This window comes from Lentzea aerocolonigenes (assembly GCF_000974445.1).
Classification (GTDB): Bacteria; Actinomycetota; Actinomycetes; order Mycobacteriales; family Pseudonocardiaceae; genus Lentzea; species Lentzea aerocolonigenes.
On sequence record NZ_BBOJ01000006.1, the window covers coordinates 127,287 to 154,105 of the forward strand.

Sequence of the window (26,819 nt, forward strand, 5' to 3'; positions counted from 1 at the left end):
GCCGTGGCCAGGGACTTCTACGAGGCGCTCGGCGTGCCACGCGGGGCGAACAGCGAGGAGATCCAGCGGGCGTACCGCAAGCTCGCACGTCAGTACCACCCGGACGTCAACCGCGACCCCGGTGCCGAGGACCGGTTCAAGGAGGTCAGCGAGGCGTACGAGGTCCTGTCGGATCCGGAGCAGCGCAAGCGGTACGACCGGTTCGGCGCGGATTTCCGCCGGATCCCCGAAGACTACGACGAACGCGTCGGTGCCGGTCGCGGCGGCCGCACGGTGTACACCAGCGGGCCGGGCTCCGGAGGCTTCGAGGACTTCGACTTCGAGGACCTGCTCGGCGGCTTCTTCCGCCGCGGCGGCCGGAGCGGCCCGATTCCGGGCGCCGACCAGGAGGCCGTGCTCACGCTCTCGGTAGAGGAGGCCTACCGGGGTGGGCAGCGCAGGTTGACCATCAGCGACCGCGAGCTGGACGTGACGATCCCGCCCGGTGTGGTCGACGGCCAGCGCATCCGGCTGTCCGGCCAGGGCGGGCGCGGCTCGGGCGGCGGCACCGCCGGTGACCTGTTCCTGGTGGTGCGGATCGCGCCCCATCCGCGGTACCGGCTGGAGGGCCGCGACATCATCGTGGACCTGCCCGTCACGCCGTGGGAGGCAGCACTCGGCGCCACCGTGCCGATCATGACGCCCGGTGGCGACGTCAAGGTCCGGGTGGTGCCGGGATCGTCGAGCGGTCGGCGGCTGCGGCTGCGGGGCGAGGGCATGCCGAACCCGCGCGGCACACCGGGTGACCTGTACGCGGTCGTGAAGATCATGGTGCCCAAGCGCCTCGGCAAGCGGGAACGCGAGCTGTTCGAGGAACTGGCCGCCGTGTCCGACTTCGACCCGAGGGGGTCGTGATGTACCCGCTGACCAAACCCGTCCGGCTGAGCACGAACCGCGTGTCCGCCCACACCGGACTGCACCCGGAGCTGGTCCGCCGGTTCGCCGCGCTCGGGCTGATCGAGTGCGCGGCCGATGAGACCGGACGGCTGTGGTTCCCGCCGGAGACCGTCGCCCGCATCGCGCGGATCCAGCGGCTGCGCAGCGGGTTGTCGCTCAACTACACCTCGGTCGGGCTCGTGCTGGATTTGCTCGACCGGATCCGTGTCCTGGAAGCACAAGCACGCGGGAGTGATCGACGATGGACGTGAACCGGCTCACGCAGAAGTCGCAGGAGGCCCTGCAGTCCGCCCAGGACATCGCCCAGCGGCTCGGGCACACCGAGACCGACGGCGAACACCTCCTGCTCGCACTGGTCGACCAGCCGGACGGTCTCGTACCGCGGTTGCTCGCCCAGGTCGGCGTGAACGTGCAGACCCTGCGCGACGACGTGAACACCGAACTCTCGCGGCGCCCCAAGGTGACCGGGCCGGGTGTCCAACCCGGACAGATCAACGTCACCCGCCGCCTGCTGGCCGTGCTCGACGCCGCCGAACGAGAAGCCAAGCGGCTCAAGGACTCCTACGTCAGCGTGGAGCACCTGCTGCTGGCGCTGGCCGAGGAGGGCGACCGCACGAAGGCCGGCAACATCCTGGCGCGGCACGGCATCACGCGGGACAAGTTCCTGGAGTCGCTGACGAAGATCCGCGGCAACCAGCGCGTGCAGAGCGCGACGCCGGAGGGCACCTACGAGGCGTTGGAGAAGTACGGCCGCGACCTCGTCGACGACGCGCGGACGGGTGACCTCGACCCGGTGATCGGGCGGGACGCCGAGATCCGTCGCGTGATCCAGATCCTGTCCCGCAAGACGAAGAACAACCCCGTGCTGATCGGCGAGCCCGGCGTCGGCAAGACCGCGATCGTCGAAGGGCTCGCGCAGCGGATCGTGCGCGGTGACGTGCCGGAAGGGTTGCGGGACAAGACGGTCTTCGCACTCGACATGGGGTCGCTGGTCGCGGGCGCCAAGTACCGCGGCGAGTTCGAGGAACGGCTCAAGGCCGTGCTCGCCGAGGTCAAGGCCGCCGAGGGGCGCATCCTGCTGTTCGTCGACGAGCTGCACACCGTCGTCGGTGCCGGCGCCGCCGAGGGATCGATGGACGCCGGCAACATGCTCAAGCCGATGCTCGCCCGCGGTGAGCTGCACATGATCGGCGCGACCACGCTCGACGAGTACCGCAAGCACATCGAGAAGGACGCGGCGCTGGAACGCCGGTTCCAGACCGTGCTCGTGGACGAGCCGACGCCGGAGGACGCGATCTCGATCCTGCGCGGGCTGCGCGAACGGCTGGAGGTCTACCACGGCGTCAAGATCCAGGACGCCGCGCTGGTGTCCTCCGTCGTGCTGTCCCGCCGCTACATCACCGACCGGTTCCTGCCGGACAAGGCGATCGACCTGGTGGACGAGGCGTGCGCGCGGCTGCGCACCGAGATCGACTCGATGCCCGCCGAACTGGACGAGATCTCCCGCCGGGTGACCCGGCTGGAGATCGAGGAAGCCGCACTGTCCAAGGAAACCGACCAGGCGTCGAAGCAACGGCTCGAAACGCTGCGACGTGAGCTGGCGGACCTGCGCGCCGAGCTCGACGCGATGACGGCGCAGTGGGAGGCCGAACGGCAGGCCATCCGCCGGGTGCAGGAGCTGCGCGGCGACCTGGAACGCGTGCGCCGCGAAGCCGAGGAGGCGGAACGGTCCTACGACCTCAACCGGGCCGCAGAGCTGCGGTACGGCCGGCTCGCCGAGCTGGAGCGACAGCTCGTGTCCGAGGAGGAAAGGCTTGCCACCAAACAGGGTGAGCACCGGCTGCTGCGCGAGGTCGTGACCGAGGACGAGATCGCCGAGATCGTCGCGGCGTGGACCGGCATCCCGGTGTCGCGGCTCAAGGAGAGCGAGCGCGAGAAGCTGCTGAGGCTGGACGAGATCCTGCACGAGCGGGTGATCGGCCAGGACGAGGCGGTGCGGCTGGTGGCCGACGCGATCATCCGTGCGCGCGCTGGGGTGAAGGACCCGCGCAAGCCGATCGGGTCGTTCCTCTTCCTCGGTCCCACCGGTGTCGGCAAGACCGAGCTGGCCAAGACGCTGGCGTCCGCGTTGTTCGACAGCGACGACAACATGGTGCGCCTGGACATGAGCGAGTACCAGGAGAAGCACACGGTGTCGCGGCTCGTAGGCGCGCCGCCCGGTTACGTCGGCTACGACGAGGGCGGTCAGCTCACGGAAGCCGTGCAGCGCAAGCCCTACTCGGTCGTCCTGCTGGACGAGATCGAGAAGGCGCACCCGGACGTGTTCAACACGTTCCTGCAGGTGCTCGACGACGGCCGGATCACCGACTCGCAGGGCCGCACGGTCGACTTCCGCAACACGGTGATCATCATGACGTCCAACATCGGTTCGGAGTACCTGCTGGAGGGCGTGACGGCGGACGGCGAGATCAAGCCGGACGCGCGCGGAGCGGTGATGGCGTCGTTGCGGGAGCACTTCCGCCCTGAGTTCCTCAACCGCGTCGACGACGTCGTGCTGTTCACCCCGTTGCGGCTGGAGCAGCTCGAACGCATCGTCGACCTGCAGTTCGCCGAGCTGCGCACTCGTCTCGCGGAGCGCCGGATCGACGTCGAGCTCACGCCGGCGGCGTCCGAGTTCATCGCGCGGCGCGGGTTCGACCCGGTCTACGGCGCCCGTCCGTTGCGCCGCTACATCGCCCACGAGGTCGAGACCCGCGTCGCGCGGGCATTGATCTCCGGTGAGGTGCTGGAGGACGCGACGATCCGGGTGGACGTGGTGGACGGCGAGCTGTCCGTCACCACGGCCGCCGAGAGCAGGGCTGCCGCATGACCATCGAGTGTCAGAACTGCGGCAAGAAGAACCGCGTTCCCGCTGCCGCACAAGGCAAACCCAAGTGCGGCAACTGCGGGCAGCCGCTCCCCTGGATCGCCGACGCGCTCGACGACACCTTCGCCGCGGTCGCCGAGCAGGCGGACGTCCCGGTGCTGGTCGACCTGTGGGCGACGTGGTGCGGGCCGTGCCGGATGGTCAGTCCGGTGCTGGACCAGCTCGCCCGCGAACGGGCGGGCGACATCAAGCTCGTGCGGGTCGACGTCGATCGCGCACCTCAACTCTCGCAACGGTTCGAGGTGCGTGCGGTGCCCACGTTGCTGATCTTGCGCCACGGCGAGGTGATCGCCAGGCAACCGGGTGCGCTGCCCGCGCCCCAGCTGCGCGCCTGGCTGGACCAGGCGCTCACCCCGGAGGTGAAAACATGATCAACCGTTCCCTGTTGCGGCAGCTGCCCGCGCGCGTCACCACCGGCGCGTACGTGCTCAACTCGGGCCTGGGCAAGCTGCACGCCGACCAGGAGGCCGCCGAGTCGATGCAGGGCTGGGCCGCGAGCACCTATCCGGTGCTGGGCAAGCTCGATCCCAAGCAGTTCGCCACCTTGCTGGCGGCCGGGGAGATCGCGACCGGTGTCGCTCTGCTGGTGCCGTTCGTGCCCGCGATGGTCGCCGGTGCGGCACTCACGGGGTTCGCCGGCGCGTTGCTCGGCCTCTACCTGAGGACACCGGGCATGCGGAAGGAACGGAGCCTGCGTCCGACCGAGGAGGGCACCTCGCTCGCGAAGGACGTGTGGCTGCTGGGCATCGGACTGTCTCTGGTGCTCGACGACGCGACTCGGGAGGACCGATGACCACCGTCGTGGACGAACATCTCGCCCTGGTGCGGGAAGTGGTACCGCAGACCCCGCAGGGCTGCCGGGAATGTCTCATCGCCCGCACGCCCTGGGTCCACTTGCGACTGTGCCTGACCTGTGGCCACGTGGGCTGCTGCGACTCCTCGCCGATGAAGCACGCCCGCCGGCACGCGTTCGCGGGCGGCCACCCGATCGTGCGGTCCTTCGAACCCGGCGAGAACTGGCGGTGGTGCTATGTCCACGAAGCTTTCGTCTGAGTCGTCGGAATCCGGGGTACTGGAGACACCGGACGAACACGGGGCGTTCCCCCGCCTCGACGACGAGCAGATCGACCAGCTCGCGCGGTACGGAACCAGGCGCCCCGTGAGAGAAGGCGAGGTCCTGTACTCCGAGGGCGACCGCGGCCACGACTTCTTCGTGATCGTCAGCGGGCTGGTGCACGTGCTGGAGAACGGTCAGGTCGTGCGGGTGCACGGGCCGCGGCGGTTTCTCGGCGAGCTCGGTCTCCTGGAAGGACAACCGTCGTTCGCCTCGGCCGTGGTCGCCGAGCCCGGTGAGGTGGTCCAGCTGACGACCGACGAGCTGCGTTCGTTGGTGCACGACGATCCGGTGCTGGGGGACGTGATCCTGCGCGCGTACCTGATGCGGCGCGCGGTGCTCATCGGCCGCGGCGGCGGACTGCAGATCATCGGGTCGTGCTTCTCCCCCGACACCAAGCGGCTGCTGGAGTTCGCCGCCCGCAACCGGATTCCGCACCGGCTGGTCGACACCGACAAGGACGACCACGCCGAGGAACTGCTGCGCCGGTTCGGCGTGGCCACCGACGAAACACCCGTGGTGGTCGTGCCTGGCGGCCAGACGCTGCGCAACCCCAGCAACCGGAAGCTCGCGCAGACACTCGGCCTGCACTCGTCCACCCCTCCGAGCGACGTGACCGATCTGCTGGTGGTGGGCGCGGGACCCGGCGGGCTCGCGGCCGTCGTCTACGGCGCGGCGGACGGGCTCGGTGTCGTGGCCGTCGACTCGGTCGCGGCCGGTGGCCAGGCCGGGACGACGTCGCGGATCGAGAACTACCTGGGTTTCCCCGCCGGCATCTCCGGCCCCGAGCTGGCCGAACGCGCGGTGCTGCAGGCGGAGAAGTTCGGCGTGCCGGTGAACGTGTCGGTGGAGGCGGTCTCGTTCTCCCCGCGTGACGGCCACTACGTGGTGGGCTTCGACGACTCCTCCGAGGTCCGGACGCGGTCGCTGGTGATCGCGACCGGCGCGCGCTACCGCAAGCTCAGCCTGCCGCGGCTCGCCGACTTCGAGTCCACCAGCGTGTACTACGCCGCCACGATCCACGAAGCTCGCGAGTGTCAGGCGAACCCGGTCGCGATCGTCGGCGGGGGCAACTCGGGTGGCCAGGCGGCCGTGTTCCTCGCCGACCGGGTACCCGGCGTCCACCTGGTGGTGCGCGACGCCGATCTGAACAAGAACATGTCCCGCTATCTGGTCGACCGCGTGCTGCGCCATCCGCGGATCGAGGTGTTGCTGCACCACGAGGTCGTGGAGCTGCTCGGCGACAACCAGGTCGAGGGCGTGGTCGTGGAGGACAACCAGAACCACCACCGGCGCACGCTGCAGGTGCGGGCGCTGTTCGTGTTCATCGGCGCGACCCCTTGCACCGCATGGCTTTCGCGACTGGTTGCACTTGACGAGGACGGCTTCGTGCTGACCGGCGAGCACGTCGCGAACGGCGACACCTGGTGGCACAAGGGCAGAAGGCCGTTCCCGCTGGAGACGAACAGACCGGGTGTGTTCGCCATCGGGGACGTGCGCAGCGGTTCCATCAAACGGGTCGGCTCCGCCGTCGGTGAGGGAGCGATGGTGGTCCGGCTCGTCCACGAACACCTCTCGTTCGGAGCGACGACATGACGTGGTGGCGGATCTTCCTGGCCGGTCTCGTGCTGTGGCTGCTGGCGGTCGCGATCACGTACCTGACCGGCAACCCGATCCTGATCCCGACCCTGGTGCTGCTGGGCAGCTTCCTCGTGCCGGTGACGTTCGTGACGTGGGCGTTCGGGCGCCGCGATACCGGGGAGATCACGGCGGAGCTGGTGTTCCGCACGTTCGTCGTCGGCGGCGTGCTCGGGGTGCTCGGTGCGTCCGTGCTGGAGGCGTACCTGCTCCACCCGTCGCCGTGGATGTACGTCGGCGTGGGACTGATCGAAGAGGCCGTCAAGCTGGCGGCGCTGGCGCTGCTCACCCGGCACCTCGCGGTGAAATCCACCCGCGACGGGATGATCCTCGGCGCCTCGGTCGGCTTCGGGTTCTCCGCCTTCGAGTCCGCCGGCTACGCACTGACGTCGCTGTTCACCGACTCCGGACTGTCGCTCAGCAACCTGGTGACCACCGAGATCCTGCGCGGCCTGCTGGCACCCGTCGGGCACGGCCTGTGGACCGCGATCCTCGGAGGCACGCTCTTCGCGTGGAGCACCAGGCGTCACTTCGTGCTGACCTGGCCGCTGGTGCTCGCCTTCCTCGGGGTGTCGGCGCTGCACGCACTGTGGGACTCGATGTCGATGATCGCGGTGCTCGTGACCCTGGCCCTGACCGGCGAACCGTGGCAGTACCAGCTGCTCCTGCGCGGCGCCCTCCCGGAGCCGACCCCGTCCCAGGTCGCCGTGTACACGACCACGAACTGGCTCGGCCTGGCGCTGATCTCGGTCATCGGCCTGCTGTGGCTGTGGTCGATGGCCCGCCAGGCGCGCCGGGAGCGGCGCGCGCCGTCTCCCCTCTACCGCATCCGCACCGGCCCGTTCGCCATGACCGGGCAGGAAGGAGAAAGCCGATGAGCGACACCGGCTTCGCACCGTTCACCGCCACCGTCGACAAGACCAACCGGATGCTGCACGAGATCGAGGAGGCGTTCGGCTGGCCACGCGAGCGCCGCAACCAGTCCTACGCAGCACTGCGCGGCGTCCTGCACGCGTTGCGAGACCGGCTGACCGTGCAGGAGGCCGCGCACCTCGGGGCCCAGCTGCCGATGCTGGTGCGCGGCATCTACTACGAGGGCTGGCGCCCAGCCGAGGTGCCGATCAAGATGCACCACGACGAGTTCGTCGACCGGGTCCGGCACGACTTCGTGTACGACGCCGACGTCGACGAGGTCGTCCGGACGGTGTCGAACGTACTGCGCGCCCACATCACCGAGGGCGAGTGGGAGGACGTCAAGGCGTCAATGCCCAAGGACCTCGCGGGCGTGCTGCCGTGAACGCCTAGCCCGCCGACTCGGGACCGAGCAGCTGCGAACCGTCGCCCCGGCACTCCTTCAGGTGGTCGCTGAGCGCGATCGTCAGCCGTTCCTCAGTCACCGCCCACACGTGCGTCACCGTGCACCAGGGGCACGTGCGCTTCCGCATTTCCAGACCCATGGCCCGAGAGTACCGAGGAGCCACCGATGCCTGTCATGAACGTGACCAGGTTCGAGCACTTCTTCCGCACCGCCGCCGGTCTCGACGTCGACAAGGAAGATCTCAAGCGCTACAACGAGTTCGTCGACCGCAACCTGGCTGACCTGTACCTGATGGCCGGGGTCACGGCGAAGACGAACGGCCGGGATGTGCTGCAGCCTTACGACTTCCCGATCACCAAGGGCCTGCAGGAGCTCGTCCGCGAGTTCGAGAAGCTCTTCCCCGAGCTCGAGGACGTGCTGGACGAGATGACGTCCCGGCCGCCGGACGTCGTGCTGTCCGACGAGGCAGAGGCCTGGGTGCCGCGGGTGGCGGGTGGGGTGAGCCTGGGCCTCGCCCGCACATTCAAGATCATCGAACCGGATCTGGTGAATCCCCGGACTCGGCATTGGGACACGGCGTTCCGTCTGTTCGACCTGTTGCTGTGACGGGGTTCTCGTCCTGACGGGGTGAGGTTTGCGACCGGGCTCGTCCTGTCAGGACGAAGCAGACCGGCGAGAGGAAGTGCCAAAGTGCGAGATCAGCCGACCGACAGGAGCAGGTGACCATGACAGCGGACGACTGGAAAGGCGCGCTGGACCAGCTCACCGCGCAGTCCAAGGGCAAGGCCGTGACCATCGAGGTGCTCGACCGCGAGTTCGGGGACCAGCACGAGGTGGAGCGGCTGCCGTTCGCCTACGCCACCTACGACCCGAAGGACGACGTCGCGATCATCGCCGTCGGCGGCGACGCGCGCTATCCCGTCGTCCTGCGGCACATGGTGTGGCGGCCCGACGAGATCGACGTGGCCGCGGGCCCGGCGCTGCGGATCGTCGAGCGGGACGGCACGACCACGCTGGCGACGTTCTACGACGCCGGCTGAAACTCCCGCGGCAGCTGGGCGGTCACGTGCTCGAACTGCTCGTCACCGACCGTGTCGTGCACGGTGGTGAGCACGGCGCGGACACCGTCCGTGGTCTCGCGGACGGTCAGACCGGTGTGGTCGCTGACCCTGCGGACGAACTCGTCGAAGCCGAACGTCTCCGCACGGCCCGCGGGCAGGTCGTTCAGCGACGGCGGCAGCAGACCGGCGAGGTGCCGGGCCTCCCCGGCGCTCAGCCGTTCGGCGAGCGCGCTCAGCGTCGCCCTGGTGAGGTCCGCGGCTTCCTCGCGGGACAGACCGGAGCGTTCCGCGACGGTGTGGAAGAACTCGCGAGCTTCCATGAGACAGCTCCCTTCGGTTGCTGCCGTGGTTGCCCGTTTCCGCCACCTCCGACACCTGAGGCGGCAGAGCGTGAGGAGGTTTCGGCATGAGGGCGGAGACGATCGAACTCGGCATCGCGGACCTGGCGGTGCCACCGGGAACGCACCTGTGCGGGTTCTACCGCGGATCCGACGAACGGAGGAACATGGTGGTGCCCTACGTCGACACCGGGCTGACCGCCGGGGACAGGTGCCTGTGCGCGGTGGACGAGATGGAACTGCCCGCCTGGGAGGCCGAGGGCAGCCAGCTGGACATCCGCTCGCCGCGAGACATCTACCTCGGGCGTGGCGAGTTCGCCGCCGCCGAGATGCTGGGGTTCTGGGAGACGTGGTCGTCGGCCGCCCTGTCCGGCAGCTACACCGTCGCCCGCGTGCTGGGCGAGATGACGTGGGCGGTCCAGGAGGTCATCGGGCCCGCGAACCTGATCACCTACGAGTCCGAGCTCAACCGGTTCGCACCGCGCTACCACCAGGTGATTCTGTGCCTGTACGACCTGGAGAAGTTCGGCGGCGCGCTCCTGATGGACGTCATCAGGACGCACCCGAAGGTGCTCATGGGGACCACGGTCGTGGAGAACCTCTACCACGTGCCTCCCGACCAGCTGATCCACCACTGGTCGTGAGCGCCGCCGGACCCGGCCGCGAAGCCGCGCTGCGCGACGAGCTCGCGTTGTTCCGGCCGTTGCTCGCGTTGTCGATGGTGATGACCAACACTCGGGACGAGACCTCGATCCTGCGCATCGCCACCTCGTCCGTGCCCGCGCTGGGCGGGTGCCGCACCGAGGCCGTGCTGTTCGGCGACCTCTGGTGGTCCGACGGTCACGACGGGCGGCTGCGGTCGCGGCTGGAGATGCTCGGGCAGACGGAGGGCCCGGTCGACGTCGGCACCGGCTGGGCGTGGGCGTACTCGCTGGCCAACTCGGCGCGCGTACCGGGACACCTGGTGGTGAGCCGTGACACCGAACCCGCGCAGCACCACCGCTTCCTGCTCAAGGTGCTGGCCCAGCAGACGGCTGTCGCGCTCGCGAACGCCGTCATGCGCGGGCGGGAACGCGAGAGCCTGGAGCGCGAACGTGTCGCCAACGCGGAGCTGCAGCGCAGCCTCGACATCCACAACCGGCTCACCGCCGTCGCTTCGGCGGGCGGCGGGCAGGAGGGGATCGCCCACGCCGTGCACGAGCTGACCGGACTGGTCGTCGCGGTCGAGGACCGGCACGGCAACCTCACCGCGTGGGCAGGCTCCGGCAGGCCGGACCCGTACCCGAAAGCACCGGCCGCACAGCGGGAACGCCTCCTGCACCGGCTGATCACCGCGCACGAGCCGGTCCGCGACGGCGACCGGCTGATCGTGGCCGCGCAGGTCGGCAGCGACGTGCTCGGCGTGCTGGCCCTGGTCGACCCGGAGCGCGCCGCGCACGACACCGAACGGGTCGCGCTGGAACACGGCAACACGGTGCTCACGCTCGAACTCGCCCACCAGCGTGCCCTGGCCGAGGTCGAACTGCGGCTGCGGCGCGACCTCGTGGAGGAGCTGCTGGCAGGCACGGACACCGGCGGCGCCCGCGAACGGGCCCGCGCGCTGGGCTACGACCTGGCCAGGCCGCACCGGGTGCTGCTGGTCGCGCACGGCGGCCAGCGCGGCAACCACGAGCACCTTTTCGACGCGGTCCGGCACGCGTTCTCCGCGGTCGGCATCGGCTCGTTGCTGGCGACCAGGCCCGGCGGAGTCGCGGTCCTGTGCCACACGGACCACGACTGGGAACGACTGCGCAAGGCGATCGAGACCCGGCTCGGTGCCCGCGGCCGGTGCCGTGTCGGCGTGGGCGCACCGTGCGTGGACCCGCCGGACTTCCCGCGCTCACACGGACAGGCGCAGCTGGCGTTGAAGATGCAGATCACCACCGGCAGCCCTCCCCAGGTCACCGTGTTCGACGATCTCGGCGTGTACCGGTTGCTGTCCGAGATCAGCGACATCGGCTCGGTCGAGTCCTTCATCCACCGGTGGCTCGGCACGTTGCTCGACTACGACACTGCCAAGGGCGCGCAGCTGGTGGAAACGCTGTCCGAGTACCTGGAGCACGGCGGCAACTACGACGAGACCTCACGCCGCCTCGCGTTGCACCGCAGCACGTTGCGCTACCGGTTGCAGCGAATCCGTTCCGTGTCCGGATATGAGCTCAACGACCCGGACACCAGGTTCAACCTGCAGCTGGCCACGCGGGCGTGGACCACCGTGCACACCATGCACGACCGCACCTGAGGCCTGGGAACTCAATGCGGAACGCGCAGCGCTTCCTCGACGGTCTCGTACAGCCCGATCAGGCCCGCGGCGCTCGCCTCGCCGAGTGCCGTGTCCACCGCGCCTCCGCGCTGCACCACGCAGAACTCGACGTGCAGACGACCGAGCCACTCCACGAACTTGACCAGCAGCTGAGCCGTGACGGGGTGCATTCCGGCCCGCTCCGCCAGCTCGAGCACGATCAGCTTCGCGCCGCCGGTGATCTGCCTGCCGACCAGCCCCATGAGGCCGATGACGGCGCGATCGGGCGATCCGCTGGCGATCCGCACCAGCCGTGCCCCCGGACGGATGTCGTCCAAGGGGAACACGGTCATCTCGTACTCCGTCGACCCCCGCACCTGTGCCAGTCAACTGGCGCCCGAAGTCCTCGGGCCAGCCGGAGGACGCAGAGTTCCGGCCGGAACGCGCGGGGTTCTAGGCTCGGTTGAGTGATCACGTTGTCCGCGTTCCCCGTAGTCCACGTGACCGACCTCGACGAGGCCCGCCTCGCCATCGAACGCACCTACCTGCCGCACCAGCTGTCCGTGCGGGAACCGTTGGAGCGGTTCGACATGCGGCTCAACGCGGTCAAGGTCGGTGCACTCACCGCCGGACACCTGAGCTACGGCGCGCCGGTCCGCCTGACGACGGTGGACGCCTCCAACTTCCACGTGAACATCCCGCTCACCGGACGGTGCGAGCAGCGATGCGGATCAGCCGAGCCAGTGGCCTCCGACCCCGGCCGCGCGGCCGTCTTCATGCCGGGCCGCCCCGCAGACCTGCACTGGGGTCCCGACTGCGGTCAGCTGTGTCTCATGCTCGACCGCACCGAAGTGGAACGGGAGCTGGAACGTCAGCTCTGCCGGCCGCTCGGCGCTCCGCTCGAGTTCGCGCCGGCGATGGACCTCACGACGCCCGCCGCACGATCGTGGCTCGATGTGCTGAAGTTGCTGGAAAGCCCGCAGACGCACCATCCGTTGCTCGCCACCCATCTGCAGAACATGGTGATCGCGGGCCTGTTGCTCACACAGCCGCACAACTACCGCGACCAGCTCGACGCGCCGCAACGCCGAGCACCCGCCGCGATCCAGAAGGCGGTCGAACTCATATCCGAAGCGCCAGAACGCCCGTGGACACCCGGCATCCTCGCCGCCAAGGTGGCTGTCAGCGTCCGCACGTTGCAGTACGGGTTCAAGCGTTCATTCGATCTCTCCCCCATGGCCTACCTGCGCGAAGTGCGACTTGACCGCGTGCACGCCGACCTGCGCGCGGGCGGCACCGTCGCAGCCGTCGCAGCTCGCTGGGGGTTCTTCCACCACGGCCGGTTCGCCGCCGCCTACCGGCGCAAGTTCGGCTGCCTGCCCTCGGACACGGTGTCGAGGTAGTCGACGAGTGGCCCCGGCTGATCGCCGCTGCCCGTGAGCTCGGCACCACGCACCAAACTGGTGCCGCTGGAAATCGCCAGGCCGCGGAACTCCGTTATCTGCGTCTGCGAACTGGACGCTGGCTCCGACGGCCCGGTGTCCAGCCGGTCTTCCCCGACGACCCCGCCGAGCGATCGGTGGGTGCGATGCTCGTTGTAGTGCCACTCGCACTCACGCAGCACGTGCCATGGGTGGCCTGTTTAAGGCCCGCGCGTATTCAACATTTGCCACGAAAGTTCTAATCCAGAGTCAGCGGAGCTAAGTGGTCGCTTTCGGAAGTTCTTCGGGGGTCGTGGCGACCTGATCAGTAGGGGTTGTCGAGGTAGAGGCGGCAGGCGCAGTCGAGGGCTTCTTCGGGGCTGCCGCTGGGGAATCCGGAGGGCAGGATCTGGTTCTCGTAGCGGTCGCTGCTGGCGAGGTAGAGCCCGAAGCCCCAATGGCGGGCCGAGCCGCCGTAGCGCAACCGGATCAGCGGCTGTGTGGTCCCGTCGGGCAGGTGTGCCTCGACGTAGACGAACGCGTCCCGGTAGCGGAACTCGAGTTCACCCGCCTGTGGCCAGTGCGTGGCGGCGTGGGCGCGCAACCGTTGCCCGACAGAGATCTTGGTGGACTCCGGTGGGGTAGCCATGACCGACATCGTGCCCGACCGCAATCCTGGGCGGCGCTCTGACCGTCGATCATGAAACGAGCCTCGTCGCGATGCCCGTGGCCCAGGCCTGCCCGGTAACGGTGACCGGCGCGATCAGGCGGGTGCTGACCCGCCGCGCCCGAGGTCAGAAGACGCCGTATCGGGACAAGATCCGGGCCCGGATCGTGCTGCTGGCCGCCCGCGGGTGCTCCAACGCGGTGATCGCGGCGGAAGTGGGAGTCACCGTGGACACGGTCCGGACCTGGCGCGGCCGGTTCGCGGCGCAGGGGCTGGCGGGACTGACCGATCGGGCCCGCTCAGGCCGGCCGCCGCGGTTCACCCCGGTGCAGGTCGCTCAGGTCAAGGCGCTGGCCTGCCAGCTACCGGCCCGTGCGGGGGCGCCGTTGTCGCGATGGTCGTGCCCGGAACTGGCCCGGGAGGTGGTGACCGGCGGCATCGCGGAGGCGATGTCGGCCTCGACGGTGTGGCGGTGGCTGACGCGGGAGGCGATCAAACCCTGGCAGTACCGGTCGTGGTTGTTCCCCCGTGACCCGGACTTCGCCGCCAAGGCCGAGCGGGTGCTGGACCTGTATGAGCGTCGCTGGCAGGGCCGGGAGCTGGGCCCGCGGGAGTATGCGATCTCCAGCGATGAGAAGACCTCGATCCAGGCCCGGTGCCGCTGCCACCCGAGCCTGGCACCGGGGCGGGCGCGGATGATGCGGGTCAGCCACGACTACACGCGCGGTGGCGCGGTGGCGTATCTGGCCGCCTACGACGTGCACCAGGCACGGGTGTTCGGGCGATGCGCGCCCTCGACAGGGATCGCGCCGTTCATGACGCTGGTCGAGCAGGTCATGACCCAGCAGCCGTATGCCTCGGCCAAGCGAGTGTTCTGGGTGGTGGACAACGGCTCCTCACATCGCGGCCAGGCGGCGATCGATCGGCTGGCCGCGCGGTTCCCGAACGCGGTCATGGTGCACACCCCGGTGCACGCCTCGTGGGTCAACCAGGTCGAGGTCTACTTCTCGGTGGTGCAACGCAAAGTCGTGTCACCCAACGACTTCACCGATCTGGCCGAGGTCGAGCAACGACTTGCCGCGTTCGAGAACCGCCACAACGCCACCGCCCAGCCCTTCCGCTGGAAGTTCACCCGCCGTGACCTGCGCGACCTTCTCACCAGGATCAGCGAGCACGAACGCCAGGACGCCTCGGCCGAACTTCCCCGCGCGGCATGATCACCCCCGAAGAACTTCCGAAAGCGACCACTAAGCATGCCGAGGTCATCAAGAAGCTCGGGCTGTGGTGACTCCGGTGACCGCGTTCATCCCGCCCGGCGGGCCTGAGCCGCGTCTCCGCAGCTCAGGCCTGGGCTCGCGCTAGTTGTGATAGCGCCACTTGACGAGGGTGTTGGTCCGGTCACAGGGCAGCAGGACGAGGGGGTAGGTCGACGATCCCGGAATCCAGGTGTAGTACGGCGCCAGGCAACCGCCCCAATACGCATTCTGCAGCATCACGTGGCCGGTCGTGCCCGTGGGCAGCGCGTTCCAGCGGTCGACGCCGCTAGCGCACCAACTCAGAGTGACGTCGTCCGGCGACCAGGCCGTGAGGCATGTGCCGGTCGCGTTGTGGATCAGTTGGAGGTAACTCGCGGGGGCCGTGTATTGCCACTTCTGGTAGTCGACTTGCCCATGTCCACATTTGTGGAGGTAGGCGTCGTCGCCTCTGTCGTTGCCGTCCAAGCACCAGGTTGGGTTGCCCACATTCTCGTAGTGTGTGGTTGGGTACGCGTAGGTTGTGGTTGGGGCGGCAGACGCCGGTGCGGCGGCCAGCATGAGGCCGGCGACCGCGACGATCATCGCGACGCCGAGTGCACCGATTCTCCTGAGCGCCCTTGCCCTGTGCGCGATCACAATGTGTACCTCCGTAACGTGGTTTGGTATCGGTTACCGAAGTTCGGTCAGATTTCGACTCCGCCCTGATAGATGCCTTTGCCGGTCTGTAACCGTTGGCACATCTGGAGATCTACCCGACCCGCGTTGTCCGCGATCGGTGTAAGCCCTGGCGGACAACGGATTGCGGACTATGGTCGTTCTGGGAGACACGAGCTGGGGGTGGCGGATGCCGCGTGGGGAACGGCCGTTGGATGACGGCGACGGTCCGGTGCTGCGGTTCGCGGCTGATCTGCGGCGGTTGCGGGCGAGTGCGGGCGGTCTGAGTTATCGGGAGCTGGCGCGCCGGTCGCACTTCTCGTCCACGGCGTTGTCGGATGCGGCGGGCGGACGCAGGCTTCCCGGCCTGGAGGTCGTGCTGGGCTACGTCCGTGCGTGCGGCGGAGATGAGGAGCAGTGGCGGCAACGCTGGCACGACGTCGCCGCCGAACTCGCCGTCGCCCAGCAGGTCCCGCCTGCGCGCGCCGAGGAGGACGGGCCTGCACCGTATGTCGGGTTGGCGGCGTTCGGGGCGCAGGATGCCGATCGGTTCTTCGGCCGGGAAACCGTGGTCGAGACACTGCTCGCCAGGTTGGTGCGGCAGCGTTTCGTCGCGGTGTTCGGCGCCTCCGGCGAGGGCAAGTCATCGCTGCTGCGTGCCGGGCTCGCACCGCGGATCCGTGCGGTGGTATTCACTCCTGGACCGAACCCGGTCGAGGAGTGCGCTGTCCGCCTGGCCGCGCACACCGGTCGCACACCCGGCCCGGTGTATGAGGACTTGCTGGCCGATCCGCTCAATCTGCACCGCTTCGTGCGGTGCGCGTCCCCGGACGATGATCTGGTGCTGGTGATCGACCAGTTCGAGGAGATCTTCACCCTCTGTGCCGCCCCTTCGCGACGGTCGCAGTTCATCGACATGCTGCTGGCCGCCGTCGTCGCATCGAACAGCCGCACTCGTGTGGTGTTGGGCGTGCGCTCCGACTTCTACCCGCACTGCGCCCAGCATCCGGCGCTGGCCGCCGCACTGACCGACGCGCAGATCCTGCTCGGCGCGATGACCCCGGACGAGCTGCGCCGCGCGATCACCCAACCCGCTGTGAAGGCGGGCTGCAGCGTCGAAGCCGCGTTGCTGACCACGCTGGTGGCGGAGGCGGCCGGACGCAGCGGGGTGCTGCCGCTGGTGTCGCACGCGCTGCTGGAGACATGGCGCCGTCGCCGCGGCCACAGCCTCACCCTCGCCGGCTATCAGGCCGCGGGTGGCATCCACGGCGCTCTGGCGCGCAGCGCCGAGGCAGTGTTCGCGGCGTTGCCCGCGGATCAGCGAACGGCCGCACGCCATCTGTTCCTGCGTCTGACCGCGTTGGGTGAGGGCACCGAGGACACCAAACGCCGCATCGGCCGCGCGGAGGTGCCGGAGACGGGCCCGGTGCTCGACGTGTTGGCCGGCGCCCGGCTGATCACCCTCGACCAGGACAGCGTGGAGATCACGCATGAAGCGCTGTTCCGAGCGTGGCCTCGATTGCGCGAGTGGCTGGCCGAGGACCGTGACGGGCTGCGCATCCACCACCAGCTCACCGAGGCGGCCCGGATCTGGGACGAGCTCGGGCGCGACACCGGCGCCCTGTACCGGACCACACGCCTGGCCCTGACCTCGGAATGGGCCGATCGCGCCGGCCCCGCGCTCACCGCGCGCGAACAGCAATTTCTCACCGCGAGTTGGACCGAAGAGAACGCCGAACGCACCGCGGCCCGCCGGCGCACACGCCAACTCCGCTGGCTCGCCGCAGGACTGGCCGCCCTGCTCGTGCTGGCGACCGCCGGAGCGGGCATCGCCGTGTACCAACGCCGCGAGACCGAACGCCTCAGCCTGATCACCCAATCCCGGCAGCTCGCCGCTCTGTCCCAGGAACAGGCCGCGACCAATCCAGAGGAATCCATCCGCACCGCCCTACAGGCCTACAACACCTATCCCACCGTCGAAGCCCGCAGCCGCCTGCTCACCGCCAACGCGGCACGGCCGCCGCATCACATCCCTCTCGCCCACGATCGATCTCTGTTGAAAGGGGCATACAGCCCCGACGGCACGATTTTCGCCGTCCTCGACGGCCGCTCACAGCTCACGCTGTACGATTGCGCGACACTCACCGTCACCAGCATGGTGAGCCCGCCTGCCGGTGCCGACCGCATCGCGACCTTCGCGTTGAGCCAGGATGGCCGGACCGTCGCGGTGGCTGACGACGTCGGCCGCCTTTTCCTGGTGGACAGGACCAGTCCCTCCGAGCCAGAGGAGCTGGGCGTTCACGTGGGCTCCGGGCTGAACTTCAGCGCCGACGGCCGTTCACTGGTCGCCGCGGGCGCGACGACAACGGCAATCTGGGACGTCGCATCCGGCCGGAAACGCAGAGATCTCGCCGTCCGCGGAACGCACGCAATCGCGTCCGACAGCCGCACTCTCGCGATCGGCGACGGGGGTGAACTCCAGGTCTGGGACATCGAAACCGGCGAACGCCGAGGCAGCTACCGCTTCGGCGATACGCATATCTCGCGGATCCGGGCCGTGCCGAACAGCTCCCTTGTCGTGGTGTCGTTTGAAGACAGCGGCGTCGTGGTGTGGGACACCGCCGCAGGCGCACCGGCCGGCAGCCTCCCATCGCATGAGCCCGCAGGGCGCGGTGTGGCCGTGAGCGCCGACGGAACCACGATCGCCGTCGCGAGCAAAGTCGCGAAGGTGAATCTGTGGGACATCCAGCGTGGTATCCCACGTGGATCCCTGATCATCGGTGAACGAGCGTTGGGTCTGGAGTTCGCCCCCGATGGCACATTGGCTGTGCTGAGCAGCAACGCCATCAGCTTCTGGCCGGCCGCCACGTACCTCAACTCGTCTCTGCCCCCTGTTCAGGCGCTCTCGTTCGACGCCTCCGGCTCGAGCGTGCTGGCGCTGACCTCAGCGGGCACCGTGCAGAAGTTCGACGATCGACTGCGCAGCACCGGCACAACGAGCGTCGGAGCCGACGGGACGACAGGCCGCTTCAGCCCCGACCGCACACTCGTCGCGGTCGCAAGCCCAGGAAAGCCACTCGCCGTGCACGACCTGACGTCAGGGCGACAGACGCACCTGACTGGCGCGGGTTTCGTGCCGGACGCGCCACAACTGCTCGCCTTCAAGCCCGACTCGCATGCCCTGCTCGCTGTTGGCCGCAGGAACCCGGACGCGGTGTGGCGCTTGGACAGACCCGACGAGCCTACGCTGATCGGCAGCCAGCCGCAGCGCGCCGCGGCGACCTTTGGCGCAGGCGACGACGTGGTGCTGGTGAACGATGACGGTTGCATGAACGTCCGCAACATCGTCACCTGGCGGACGCTGCAGCCCGCATGTGACGGTCCCAAGAACGGGATCGCCTTGAGCCCGGACCGCCGCTGGCTCGCCGTCGCAACCTCACGTCACATCGTGACCGTCTGGGACACCACAACCTGGCGTGTAACCGTCGACATCTCGGACGCAGCCGCTGACACGATCGCATCGCCCCCTAACGAGGTGGCTGTGCTGGCGTTCAGCCCTGACAGCGCGCGCCTGGCGATCAGCAGCACCGACCACAAGATCACCGTGTGGGACATACCCTCCGGCCAGAACTGGGCAACGCTGAGCGACGACACCCACAACGTGACGCATCTGGCCTGGCATCCCGACGGACACGCACTCGTGTCTGCCAGCACGGACAACACCCTGCACCTGTGGCCCCTCGACGTGGACGAGGCAGTCCACACACTCCGCCTGCACGTCGGACCTCGGTAAGGGTCCGAGCCGCAGTATTCGTCCACACCGGACCATTGACACCTGCGTCGCAGGGATCGCCTGCGCCTGGTGATCGGGCTGCGCACCGCGGAGAGTCACCTGGAAAGCATCCTGGCCAAATCCGGCCTCGCCAATCGCACCGAGCTGGCCGTCTGGATCAGTGGGCAACGAGACGGTCGGGAGCGGTGACAGCGGGCACCCACCAGCATGACCTCGACGACCCGCACCTGGCTCCTGATCTGGTGCCCGCGCAACTCCGCGAGGCCTTCCGCGACGCTGACGCGTCCGACGTAACCTGATGCTCATCGGGGGTTCGCACCGGATGCGCGACACGAAAGAAGTGCGCACCTGAGCCACGACGCGGCCGGTCATGCGGGGAAGTGCATGGTGGCATCGCGCACGTCATGGTCGAGCCCCCTCCCCGCCATCAGGGCAACGTTCGTCGGTGAGGGCTACGCGGCCGGCGAGCATGACGCACAGTTCGTCGTAGGGGTAGGCGGGCAGGTCGAGGGTGCCGGGCTCGCCTTCCCACGCGCCGCCGAACCGGCGGTTGTCGGCTTCGCTGCCGAAGCTGCGCCATTCGGTTTCCGACCAGGTCGGGCCTGCGTGGCTGTGCGCTGTGTCAGGTGGTCAGCGCCGGGCCTTGAAGGCGTCGTTGGTCCGTAGCGGGTCGGTGTAGAGGCAGCACCAGCGTTGTCGGCGTGGGCAAGCCCTTCGGTTCCGCGATCGCCGCCTGAAACCGTCGCAGTTTGGCGTCAGCCGCCTCAAGCCGCTTCTTCGTGGGCCTCGCGCGTCCACAGGTGTTCGCCGCCTACGCCCTCATGAGCCGGCGGCACTCGCGCTCGGTTGCCGGTAGGGCCGCACGGCACGGCGCGCGATTGCGAAACGGTGCGTCTCCGACGGCCCGTCGTAGATCCGGAACGGTCGTACCTCCCTGAACAGACGGGCCAGCGGGGCGTCGGCCGCCGAGATGCCGAGTGCTCCGCAGATCTGCACCGCCCGGTCGACCACCCGGTTCACGGCCTCCGCCACGAAGGTCTTGGACACCGAGGTGAGTTGCGCGGCGGTGGAGCCGGTGTCCAGCTCCCAGGCGGTACGCAGGATCAGAGCACGGCTCGCCTCGATGTCGATCTCGGAGTCGGCCAGCATCTGCTGCACCATGCCGAGGTCCCCCAGGACGGAGCCGAACGCCATGCGACTGCCCGCCCGTTCCAGTGCGGCGTCCTGGGCGCGCCGCGCGGCTCCCAGCCAGCGCATGCAGTGCGTAATACGGGCGGGGCCGAGCCGGACCTGCGCTCCCTCGAAGCCGTGGCCGACCGCGCCGAGCACCTGGTCGTCCCCCACCACACACTCGTCGAAGACGATCTCGCTGTGCCCGGCGAAGAGCCCCTCGTCCAGGGTCTCGATATCCCGGACGATGCTCATGCCGGGTGTACCGGCGTCGACCAGGAACATGGTGGCGCCGCCTGGATCTCCGGGGTTGCCGGCGGTGCGGGCCATGACGATGGCGAAGCCGGCACCGCGGGCGCCGCTGATGAACCACTTGCGCCCGTCGATGCGCCACCCGCCGGGAACCCGGGTCGCGGTGGTCCTCAGGGAGCGGGGATCGGCCCCAGCTCCCGGTGCCGGTTCGGTCATGGCGAAGCAGGACCGAACCTCGCCGGCGGCGAGCGGGCGCAGATAGCGCTCCTTCTGGTCTTCGGTGGCGACCTTCTCCAGCAGGTGCATGTTGCCCTCGTCCGGGGCCGCGCAGTTCAGCGCCAGGGGGCCGAGCAGCGAGTAACCCACTGCTTCGAACACCACCGCCTGCCCGCGCAGGTCGAGTCCGTGCCCGCCCCACCGCGTCGCCACGTGCGGAGCGAACACGCCCGCCTCACGAGCGCCTTTCTGCAGGGTTTCCCGCACGGACTCGGGGGCGTCGTGCAGGGACCCGCCGCAGTCGCGCTCCGCCGGGATCACCACCTCGCGTACGAACGCGGAAGTGGAGGCGGCAAGTTGGGCAACAGCCGGATCGACATCGAACTGGATGGGCACGGGACCTCCCGCCGACAGGCGTACGGGCATCAGGCCCGCCGCGTACCTAGAAACTGTATAGCGTCTTGAGTATCTTGCCGAGAGCACCCGGCGACGGGATGACGGCAGGAGAGACGTCCAATGAGCCACCCCGTGAGCACCGAGCCGGTCCGGGTCGTCCGTCACACCGACGGAGTCGTTGAGGTCAGACTGGACGCCCCTGAGCGGGGCAACGCCCTTGACCTGGCAACGGCCGAGGCACTGCGGGACACGACCGCCCAGGTGGCCGCGGACCCGGGCGGCGCGGTCCTGTTGCGGGCGGCGGGCGACACCTTCTGCGTGGGCGGTGACCTGCGCGCCTTCGCCGGTCGCGGCGAGGGGACGGGCGCCTATGTGCATGCCGTGGCGACTGCCGCGCACACCGCGATACAGGTCCTGCACGAGCTGCCGGTACCGGTGGTGACCGCCGTGCGGGGCGCTGCCGCGGGCGGCGGGGTGGGCCTCGCCCTCGTGGGCGACATCGTCCTGGCGGGCCGGTCCGCACGGTTCCGGCTGGCGTACACGGACGTCGGGCTCACGCCGGACTGTGGGGCCTCCTGGTTCCTGCCGCGCCTGGTCGGCCCTCGACTGGCGGCGGACCTCATCCTCACCAACCGGGTCCTGACCGGGGACGATGCCGAACGGTGGGGCCTGGTCTCCCGGTCGGTCGACGACGCGGAGCTGGATGCGGCGGCGCACCGGACCGCTGCTGGACTGGCCGCCGGCGCCGGTGCCGCACTGCGCGCCGCGAAGGGCCTGCTGCGGGGCCGTGCCGGGCACGGACTGGGCCGCCACCTCGTCGAGGAGGCGCGACAGATCGCCGCGCTGGCGGACGGACGGGCGGCCCAGGACCGCATGGCGTCGTTCCTCGCCGCCCGGGACCGCGCCCGGACGGGCAACAGCCGGACACAACCCAGGGAACCCTGAGGGTGTTTCTTGATTCCCTCTTCACTAACAAGCCCGCCGGAGCGTAACCTCCGGGCAACTCAGAACCGAGGAACCGGTCACCACAGAACCGGGGAAAAGGTGTGGCGATGCACTCTGCTGCCGTGGACCTTCCGGACTCTCCCGACGACGCACTCGCCGAAGCCGTCGTCGACCTCGTTCTGCGTGGCATGTGGCGCGGCAGGCCCGAGTCGGAGCACCGCCCCTTGGTCGACGCCGGGCTGGCGATGGTGAAGGGTCCGCTGGCGCTGCCGACCGAGCGTGCCAAGGCCGCCGTGTCGCGGATCCTGCGGATCTCCCCGGGATCAGCGCAGGAGGAGCAGATCACCGCGGCGTACGAGGCCTTTCTGCCGCTCAACAGGAAGATCCGCGAGGTGTGCACGGCATGGCAGTGCCGCACCGACGGCACCGCCAACGACCACTCCGACAGCGTCTACGACGCCGGGGTGCGCGAGTCGCTGGAAGACGTGCACGAGGCCATCCAGCCCGTGCTGCGCAGGCTGGAGCGGGTGCTCGAAGGCAGCGGCTGGTACCTCACCGCCCTGGAGGAAGCCCTCGACCGCTTCGACGACGGTGCGGTGCAGTGGCTGGCCTCGCCCCTGTGCGACTCGTACCACACCGTGTGGATGCGGCTGCACCAGGAGTTGCTGCTCGTGCTGGGGATCAGCCGGGCCGAGGACGAGGCTCGTGAAGAGGAACTGGTCACGAGGAGCCGGGGTTGAGCGTCACCGACCGCGAGACGGCCTCCCTCGCACCGTCCGAGGTCCCCGGCCGGATCCTGGTGCCCTACGGGCAGGGCCGGATCCGTGGGCTCGACGCCGAAGAACTGGGCGCCCACGGCACAGCGATGGACCGTCTGGTGGCTCTCGGGCTACCCGTCGTACCGGGGCTCACCGTGCCGGCCGGCGCCTCCGCGTCGCTGTGTGAACCCGGCACCGCCGAAGCCGCTGTCGACCTGATCGAACAGCTCTCGGGGCGGCGGATCGGCGACGCCGGCCGGCCGTTGCTGCTGCGTCTGTCGGCGAGCGCCCCGATCGAGATCGCCGGACTGCCGCCCGACCTCGCCTGCCTCGGCATCACCTCCGCCGGCGCCGACGGCCTGTGCGCCGTCATCGGACGCGAGGACGCGCTGTACGAGGTGTGGGCCGGTACCGTGCGGATGATCGCCGAGTACGCCCTCGACGTACCCGGCGCGGTGCTCGACGACGCTCTCCTCGACACGCCCGAGCCGCGGGCACGGGTCGATGCGCTGCTGTCCCTGGTCACGCGGCACGGTGCACGGCCCTTCCCCGACGACCCGGCCCAGCAGCTCGCACTGGCCGCCCGTGCCCTCCTCGTCCGGTGGGACTCACCGCGAGCGAGAAGATCGCGCAAGGCACAGCGGCTGCCCGCTGATCTGGGTATCGCCCTGCACGTGCAGGCGCTGCGCATCGGCCCGGCGGACCACTCCGGCTACGGCACGGCGGTCAGCCGCCATCCCGAGACCGGCCGCCTCTTTCCCCACGGCTCGTTCTTCCGGGGGGTGCGCCGCAGCGCCCCACCACCGCACACCAGTGAACCGCTGGACCGGCTCGCCGGCGGAACAGCTCTCCTGGAGCATTCCCTGCTCACCCTCGAACGTCATCTGCACGCACCTGTCTCCGTCGACTTCGAGGTGCGTGACGGCGAGATCTCCCTGCTCGCCGCCGGCGCGCAACAACGGCCGCCACTACGGGCCTCGGTGTGTCTCGCCGCCGACCTGGCACGCGACGGCGCACTCGGCCCCGAGGAGGCCGTGCTCCGGATCAGCCCGGCGCAGGTGCAGGAACTGCTGCACCCCCAACTCCGGCTGACCGGCGGCGAGGAGCTCCTGGTCAAGGGACTGCCCGCCTCCCCTGGCGCGGCGACCGGTGTGATCGTGCTGTCCAGTGAACGTGCCCTCGAACTGAGCGCGGACGGCAGCCAGGTCGTGCTCGCGGCCCACGAGACGAGCCCGGCGGACGTCCCGGGAATGCTGGCGTCCGCCGCCGTGCTGACCGGCACCGGCGGTATCGCCTCGCATGCCGCCGTGGTGGCGCGGGGCGCCGGCAAGCCCGCGGTGTGCGGCGCCGAGGGGCTGCGCGTGGACCGGGCCGCCGGGACGGTGCGGATCGGGAACCGGGTGCTGCGCGAGGGCGACCCCGTCTCGATGGACGGCCGCACCGGCGCCGTCTACGCGGGGACGCTGAGCGTCAGTGTCGCCGGACCGCCGCCCGAACTGTCCACACTGCTGCAGTGGGCGGACGGCATGCGCCGACTGGGTGTGCGGGCCAACGCCGACAGCGCCGCGGAGGTGAGCACCGCCGTCGCCCTGGGGGCGGAGGGTGTCGGGCTGTGCCGTACGGAGCACCAGTTCCTCGGGGAGCGGCTGCCGCTGATCCGCCGGGTGATCCTGGCCGCCGACCCGGCGGCCCGCGACGAGGCGCTGTCGGCACTGGAACACGCCCAGCACCAGGACTTCAGAGCTCTCCTGGCCGCGGTCGGGAACCGTCCCGTGACCGTACGGCTGCTGGACGCCCCGCTGCACGAGTTCCTGCCGGCCCCCGGGCAGGCCGAGAACGCCGGCGAGGAGCAGCGGGCCGCCGCGCTGCGTGAGGCGAATCCGATGCTCGGGCTGCGCGGGGTGCGGCTGGCGCTGCTGCACGAGCGGCTCTACCCGGCGCAGGCCGAGGCGCTCTTCGCCGCCTGGGCGGACGTCGCCGCCACCGGAGTCCGGCCCGAGCTGGAGGTGATGATCCCGCTCGTCAGCGTGCCGGAGGAGCTCGCCGCCGCGGCCGCGTACGTGCACGGGGCCGCCGAGGCAGTCGCCGCCCGCACCGGTGTGCAGGTTCCGTACCGGTTCGGCACGATGATCGAGACCCCGCGGGCCGCACTGCTCGCCGGCGAACTCGCCGACCACGCCGAGTTCTTCTCCTTCGGCACCAACGACCTCACCCAGCTGACCTACGGATTCTCCCGGGACGACGTCGAGCGCCAGGTGCTCGCCAACTATCAAGAGCGCGGTGTGCTGACGGCCAGCCCCTTCGCGCGGCTCGACCCGCACGGCGTGGGCGCCCTGGTCGCTCTGGCGGCCGAGCGGGCACGGAGCGTGCGGCCCGGTATCAAGCTGGGCGTGTGCGGAGAGCACGGCGGGGATCCGGAGTCGATCGCGTTCTGCGACGGCCTGGGCCTCGACTACGTCTCCTGTTCCGCGCACCGCGTGCCCGTGGCCCGGATGGCGGCCGCGCACAGTGCCCTGCGCAAGCGGCGTGACGAGACCGGGAGCGCACGATGACGAGCACCGTGACCGACGGCACGGCCCTGTCGGCCGGCGAACTCGACGACCTGCGCGAGACCGTGCGGTCGGTGTGCGCGGACGCCGGGGGCACCGCGGCGGTGCGCCGGCTGCCCGAGCGCTCCCCCGGCATCGACGCCGCGTTGTGGGACACCCTCGGCCGGCAGGTCGGCCTCGCCGCCCTCGGTCTGCCCGAGTCGGCGGGAGGCATCGGCGGCCTGGCCGAGATCGCCGTGGTCTGCGAGGAGTTGGGCAGGACGCTGGCACCGGTACCGCTGCTGTCCTCCACCGTGCTGGCCGGGCAGGTGCTGGCCGGGTGCGATACGGCCGACGAGGCGCTCGCCGAGCTGGCCGGGGGCACGGTGCACGCCCTGGCGGTGGCGGCGCCCGACGGAACGTGGCGGTCCGACGCCGTGACGGTGGCCGTCTCCTGGCAGGGCGGTGTCCCGGTCCTCGACGGCACCGTGCCGTTCGTCCTCGACGGCGCCGATGCCCAGGCGCTGGTGGTGGCCGGCATCGGGGTCGACGGCGTGGACCTCTTCCTCGCCGATCCGAGCGGGCCCGGGGTCACGGTTCGCCGGGTGCCCACCCTGGACCTCAGCCGAGGCCAGGCGGTGGTCGCCTTCTCCGGCGCCAGGGTCCGGGCGCTGACCACCGGGGGCGAGGGCGCGGATGTCGTCTCCCGCGCGCTGGACGTGGCCCTGGTCGCCCTGGCCGCCGAGCAACTCGGCGGTGTGCAGGCGGCGTTGGACATGACGGTGGCCCATGTGCGGCACCGCACCCAGTTCGGCAGGGCGATCGGCAGCTTCCAGGCGGTCAAGCACACGTGCGCCGACATGCTGCTCCAGGTCGAGTCCGCACGGTCGGCGGTGGTACGCGCGGTCCGGGCGGCCGGCTCGCCCGAGGCGCTGGCCGAAGCGGCGGCGGTCGCCCAGGCGTGGTGCTGCGAGGCCTTCGTGTCCGTCGCCGCCGAGTGCGTTCAGCTCCACGGCGGCATGGGCTTCACCTGGGAGCACGACGCGCATCTGTACTTCCGGCGTGCCCAGTCCGACGCCGTCCTGCTGGGCGACGCCGCGCATCACCGGGAACGACTGGCTGGGCTGCTGGCCTGGTGACGAGGAAGGCGG

Annotated in this window: 26 protein-coding genes; 20 read left to right on the forward strand and 6 right to left on the reverse strand. The window is 69.9% G+C overall.

Annotation, left to right across the window (positions count from 1 at the left end; genetic code table 11):
- The first annotated feature begins 3 nt into the window (after positions 1-3).
- From AOM45_RS13465 to AOM45_RS13505, 9 genes are read left to right on the forward strand one after another with little or no spacing between them, the layout of a single operon-like run.
- Positions 4-894, forward strand: a complete 891-nt coding sequence (locus AOM45_RS13465; protein WP_030466789.1) for a DnaJ C-terminal domain-containing protein — start codon at positions 4-6, stop codon at positions 892-894.
- Complete coding sequence (locus tag AOM45_RS13470; protein ID WP_030466788.1) at positions 894-1,187, forward strand: chaperone modulator CbpM; 294 nt, start codon at positions 894-896, stop codon at positions 1,185-1,187. Before AOM45_RS13465 ends, AOM45_RS13470 begins: the two co-directional genes overlap by 1 nt.
- Positions 1,178-3,805 (forward strand): ATP-dependent chaperone ClpB, encoded by a 2,628-nt coding sequence (gene clpB, locus AOM45_RS13475; RefSeq protein WP_030466787.1) that lies wholly within the window; start codon positions 1,178-1,180, stop codon positions 3,803-3,805. The genes AOM45_RS13470 and clpB overlap by 10 nt, the downstream gene beginning before the upstream one ends.
- On the forward strand, positions 3,802-4,233 hold the full coding sequence (gene trxA, locus AOM45_RS13480) for a thioredoxin (protein WP_030466786.1): 432 nt from the start codon (positions 3,802-3,804) through the stop codon (positions 4,231-4,233). The genes clpB and trxA overlap by 4 nt, the downstream gene beginning before the upstream one ends.
- A complete protein-coding gene (locus AOM45_RS13485; protein ID WP_030466785.1) occupies positions 4,230-4,655 on the forward strand; it encodes a DoxX family membrane protein in 426 nt (141 codons plus the stop codon). The genes trxA and AOM45_RS13485 overlap by 4 nt, the downstream gene beginning before the upstream one ends.
- Complete coding sequence (locus tag AOM45_RS13490; protein WP_030466784.1) at positions 4,652-4,915, forward strand: UBP-type zinc finger domain-containing protein; 264 nt, start codon at positions 4,652-4,654, stop codon at positions 4,913-4,915. The genes AOM45_RS13485 and AOM45_RS13490 overlap by 4 nt, the downstream gene beginning before the upstream one ends.
- Positions 4,893-6,572, forward strand: a complete 1,680-nt coding sequence (locus tag AOM45_RS13495; RefSeq protein ID WP_030466783.1) for an FAD-dependent oxidoreductase — start codon at positions 4,893-4,895, stop codon at positions 6,570-6,572. Before AOM45_RS13490 ends, AOM45_RS13495 begins: the two co-directional genes overlap by 23 nt.
- On the forward strand, positions 6,569-7,492 hold the full coding sequence (locus tag AOM45_RS13500) for a PrsW family glutamic-type intramembrane protease (protein ID WP_051783037.1): 924 nt from the start codon (positions 6,569-6,571) through the stop codon (positions 7,490-7,492). The genes AOM45_RS13495 and AOM45_RS13500 overlap by 4 nt, the downstream gene beginning before the upstream one ends.
- Complete coding sequence (locus tag AOM45_RS13505) at positions 7,489-7,911, forward strand: DUF2267 domain-containing protein (RefSeq protein ID WP_030466781.1); 423 nt, start codon at positions 7,489-7,491, stop codon at positions 7,909-7,911. The genes AOM45_RS13500 and AOM45_RS13505 overlap by 4 nt, the downstream gene beginning before the upstream one ends.
- Before the next feature lie 4 nt (positions 7,912-7,915).
- On the opposite strand, the gene AOM45_RS50825 is transcribed toward AOM45_RS13505, so the two are convergent.
- On the reverse strand, positions 7,916-8,071 hold the full coding sequence (locus tag AOM45_RS50825; RefSeq protein WP_156093721.1) for a hypothetical protein: 156 nt from the start codon (positions 8,069-8,071) through the stop codon (positions 7,916-7,918).
- Positions 8,072-8,097: 26 nt separating this feature from the next.
- On the opposite strand from AOM45_RS50825, the gene AOM45_RS13510 reads away from it, so the two are divergent.
- Together AOM45_RS13510 and AOM45_RS13515 are read left to right on the forward strand one after the other, a co-directional pair.
- The gene (locus AOM45_RS13510; protein WP_030466780.1) at positions 8,098-8,538 is read left to right on the forward strand and encodes a DUF1931 family protein; all 441 of its coding nucleotides are present in this window, start codon (positions 8,098-8,100) and stop codon (positions 8,536-8,538) included.
- Positions 8,539-8,657: 119 nt separating this feature from the next.
- The gene (locus AOM45_RS13515) at positions 8,658-8,972 is read left to right on the forward strand and encodes a DUF5335 family protein (RefSeq protein ID WP_030466779.1); all 315 of its coding nucleotides are present in this window, start codon (positions 8,658-8,660) and stop codon (positions 8,970-8,972) included.
- Here AOM45_RS13515 and AOM45_RS13520 read toward each other — a convergent pair.
- Positions 8,957-9,313: a DUF2267 domain-containing protein gene (locus AOM45_RS13520; protein WP_030466778.1), complete on the reverse strand. Its 357-nt coding sequence runs from the start codon at positions 9,311-9,313 to the stop codon at positions 8,957-8,959. The two genes, AOM45_RS13515 and AOM45_RS13520, sit on opposite strands and share 16 nt — an antisense overlap.
- 86 nt (positions 9,314-9,399) lie before the next feature.
- Here AOM45_RS13520 and AOM45_RS13525 point away from each other — a divergent pair, with 86 nt between their 5' ends.
- Both AOM45_RS13525 and AOM45_RS13530 read left to right on the forward strand, forming a co-directional pair.
- Positions 9,400-9,975, forward strand: coding sequence for an MEDS domain-containing protein (locus AOM45_RS13525; RefSeq protein WP_030466777.1), 576 nt, complete (start codon positions 9,400-9,402; stop codon positions 9,973-9,975).
- Complete coding sequence (locus AOM45_RS13530; protein ID WP_035909718.1) at positions 9,972-11,612, forward strand: PucR family transcriptional regulator; 1,641 nt, start codon at positions 9,972-9,974, stop codon at positions 11,610-11,612. The genes AOM45_RS13525 and AOM45_RS13530 overlap by 4 nt, the downstream gene beginning before the upstream one ends.
- 11 nt (positions 11,613-11,623) lie before the next feature.
- Here the strand turns inward: AOM45_RS13530 and AOM45_RS13535 are convergent, their stop codons facing one another.
- Complete coding sequence (locus tag AOM45_RS13535; RefSeq protein ID WP_156093720.1) at positions 11,624-11,965, reverse strand: hypothetical protein; 342 nt, start codon at positions 11,963-11,965, stop codon at positions 11,624-11,626.
- Between the two features lie 114 nt (positions 11,966-12,079).
- On the opposite strand from AOM45_RS13535, the gene AOM45_RS13540 reads away from it, so the two are divergent.
- Positions 12,080-13,015 (forward strand): AraC family transcriptional regulator, encoded by a 936-nt coding sequence (locus AOM45_RS13540; protein ID WP_051783036.1) that lies wholly within the window; start codon positions 12,080-12,082, stop codon positions 13,013-13,015.
- A 343-nt stretch (positions 13,016-13,358) separates the two neighbouring features.
- Here the strand turns inward: AOM45_RS13540 and AOM45_RS13550 are convergent, their stop codons facing one another.
- A complete protein-coding gene (locus tag AOM45_RS13550; RefSeq protein WP_035909749.1) occupies positions 13,359-13,682 on the reverse strand; it encodes a hypothetical protein in 324 nt (107 codons plus the stop codon).
- A 71-nt stretch (positions 13,683-13,753) separates the two neighbouring features.
- On the opposite strand from AOM45_RS13550, the gene AOM45_RS13555 reads away from it, so the two are divergent.
- Positions 13,754-14,917 (forward strand): IS630 family transposase, encoded by a 1,164-nt coding sequence (locus AOM45_RS13555; RefSeq protein ID WP_030466771.1) that lies wholly within the window; start codon positions 13,754-13,756, stop codon positions 14,915-14,917.
- A gap of 141 nt (positions 14,918-15,058) precedes the next feature.
- On the opposite strand, the gene AOM45_RS13560 is transcribed toward AOM45_RS13555, so the two are convergent.
- Entirely contained in the window at positions 15,059-15,592 is a 534-nt protein-coding gene (locus tag AOM45_RS13560; protein ID WP_030466770.1) for a ricin-type beta-trefoil lectin domain protein, read from the reverse strand.
- Between the two features lie 229 nt (positions 15,593-15,821).
- On the opposite strand from AOM45_RS13560, the gene AOM45_RS13565 reads away from it, so the two are divergent.
- Complete coding sequence (locus tag AOM45_RS13565; protein WP_162185634.1) at positions 15,822-19,403, forward strand: nSTAND1 domain-containing NTPase; 3,582 nt, start codon at positions 15,822-15,824, stop codon at positions 19,401-19,403.
- Positions 19,404-20,222: 819 nt separating this feature from the next.
- Here AOM45_RS13565 and AOM45_RS13570 read toward each other — a convergent pair.
- Positions 20,223-21,437 carry an acyl-CoA dehydrogenase family protein gene (locus tag AOM45_RS13570; protein ID WP_030466768.1) on the reverse strand — a complete coding sequence of 405 codons (1,215 nt, stop codon included), beginning with the start codon at positions 21,435-21,437 and terminating at the stop codon, positions 20,223-20,225.
- 132 nt (positions 21,438-21,569) lie between these two features.
- On the opposite strand from AOM45_RS13570, the gene AOM45_RS13575 reads away from it, so the two are divergent.
- The 4 genes from AOM45_RS13575 to AOM45_RS13590 all read left to right on the forward strand — a co-directional run bounded on the left by AOM45_RS13575 (position 21,570) and on the right by AOM45_RS13590 (position 26,807).
- Positions 21,570-22,382, forward strand: coding sequence for an enoyl-CoA hydratase/isomerase family protein (locus tag AOM45_RS13575; RefSeq protein WP_063756998.1), 813 nt, complete (start codon positions 21,570-21,572; stop codon positions 22,380-22,382).
- 107 nt (positions 22,383-22,489) lie between these two features.
- Positions 22,490-23,122, forward strand: coding sequence for a hypothetical protein (locus tag AOM45_RS13580; RefSeq protein ID WP_030466766.1), 633 nt, complete (start codon positions 22,490-22,492; stop codon positions 23,120-23,122).
- On the forward strand, positions 23,119-25,692 hold the full coding sequence (locus AOM45_RS13585) for a putative PEP-binding protein (protein ID WP_030466765.1): 2,574 nt from the start codon (positions 23,119-23,121) through the stop codon (positions 25,690-25,692). Before AOM45_RS13580 ends, AOM45_RS13585 begins: the two co-directional genes overlap by 4 nt.
- Positions 25,689-26,807: an acyl-CoA dehydrogenase family protein gene (locus AOM45_RS13590; protein WP_030466764.1), complete on the forward strand. Its 1,119-nt coding sequence runs from the start codon at positions 25,689-25,691 to the stop codon at positions 26,805-26,807. Before AOM45_RS13585 ends, AOM45_RS13590 begins: the two co-directional genes overlap by 4 nt.
- The last annotated feature ends 12 nt before the right edge of the window (positions 26,808-26,819 follow it).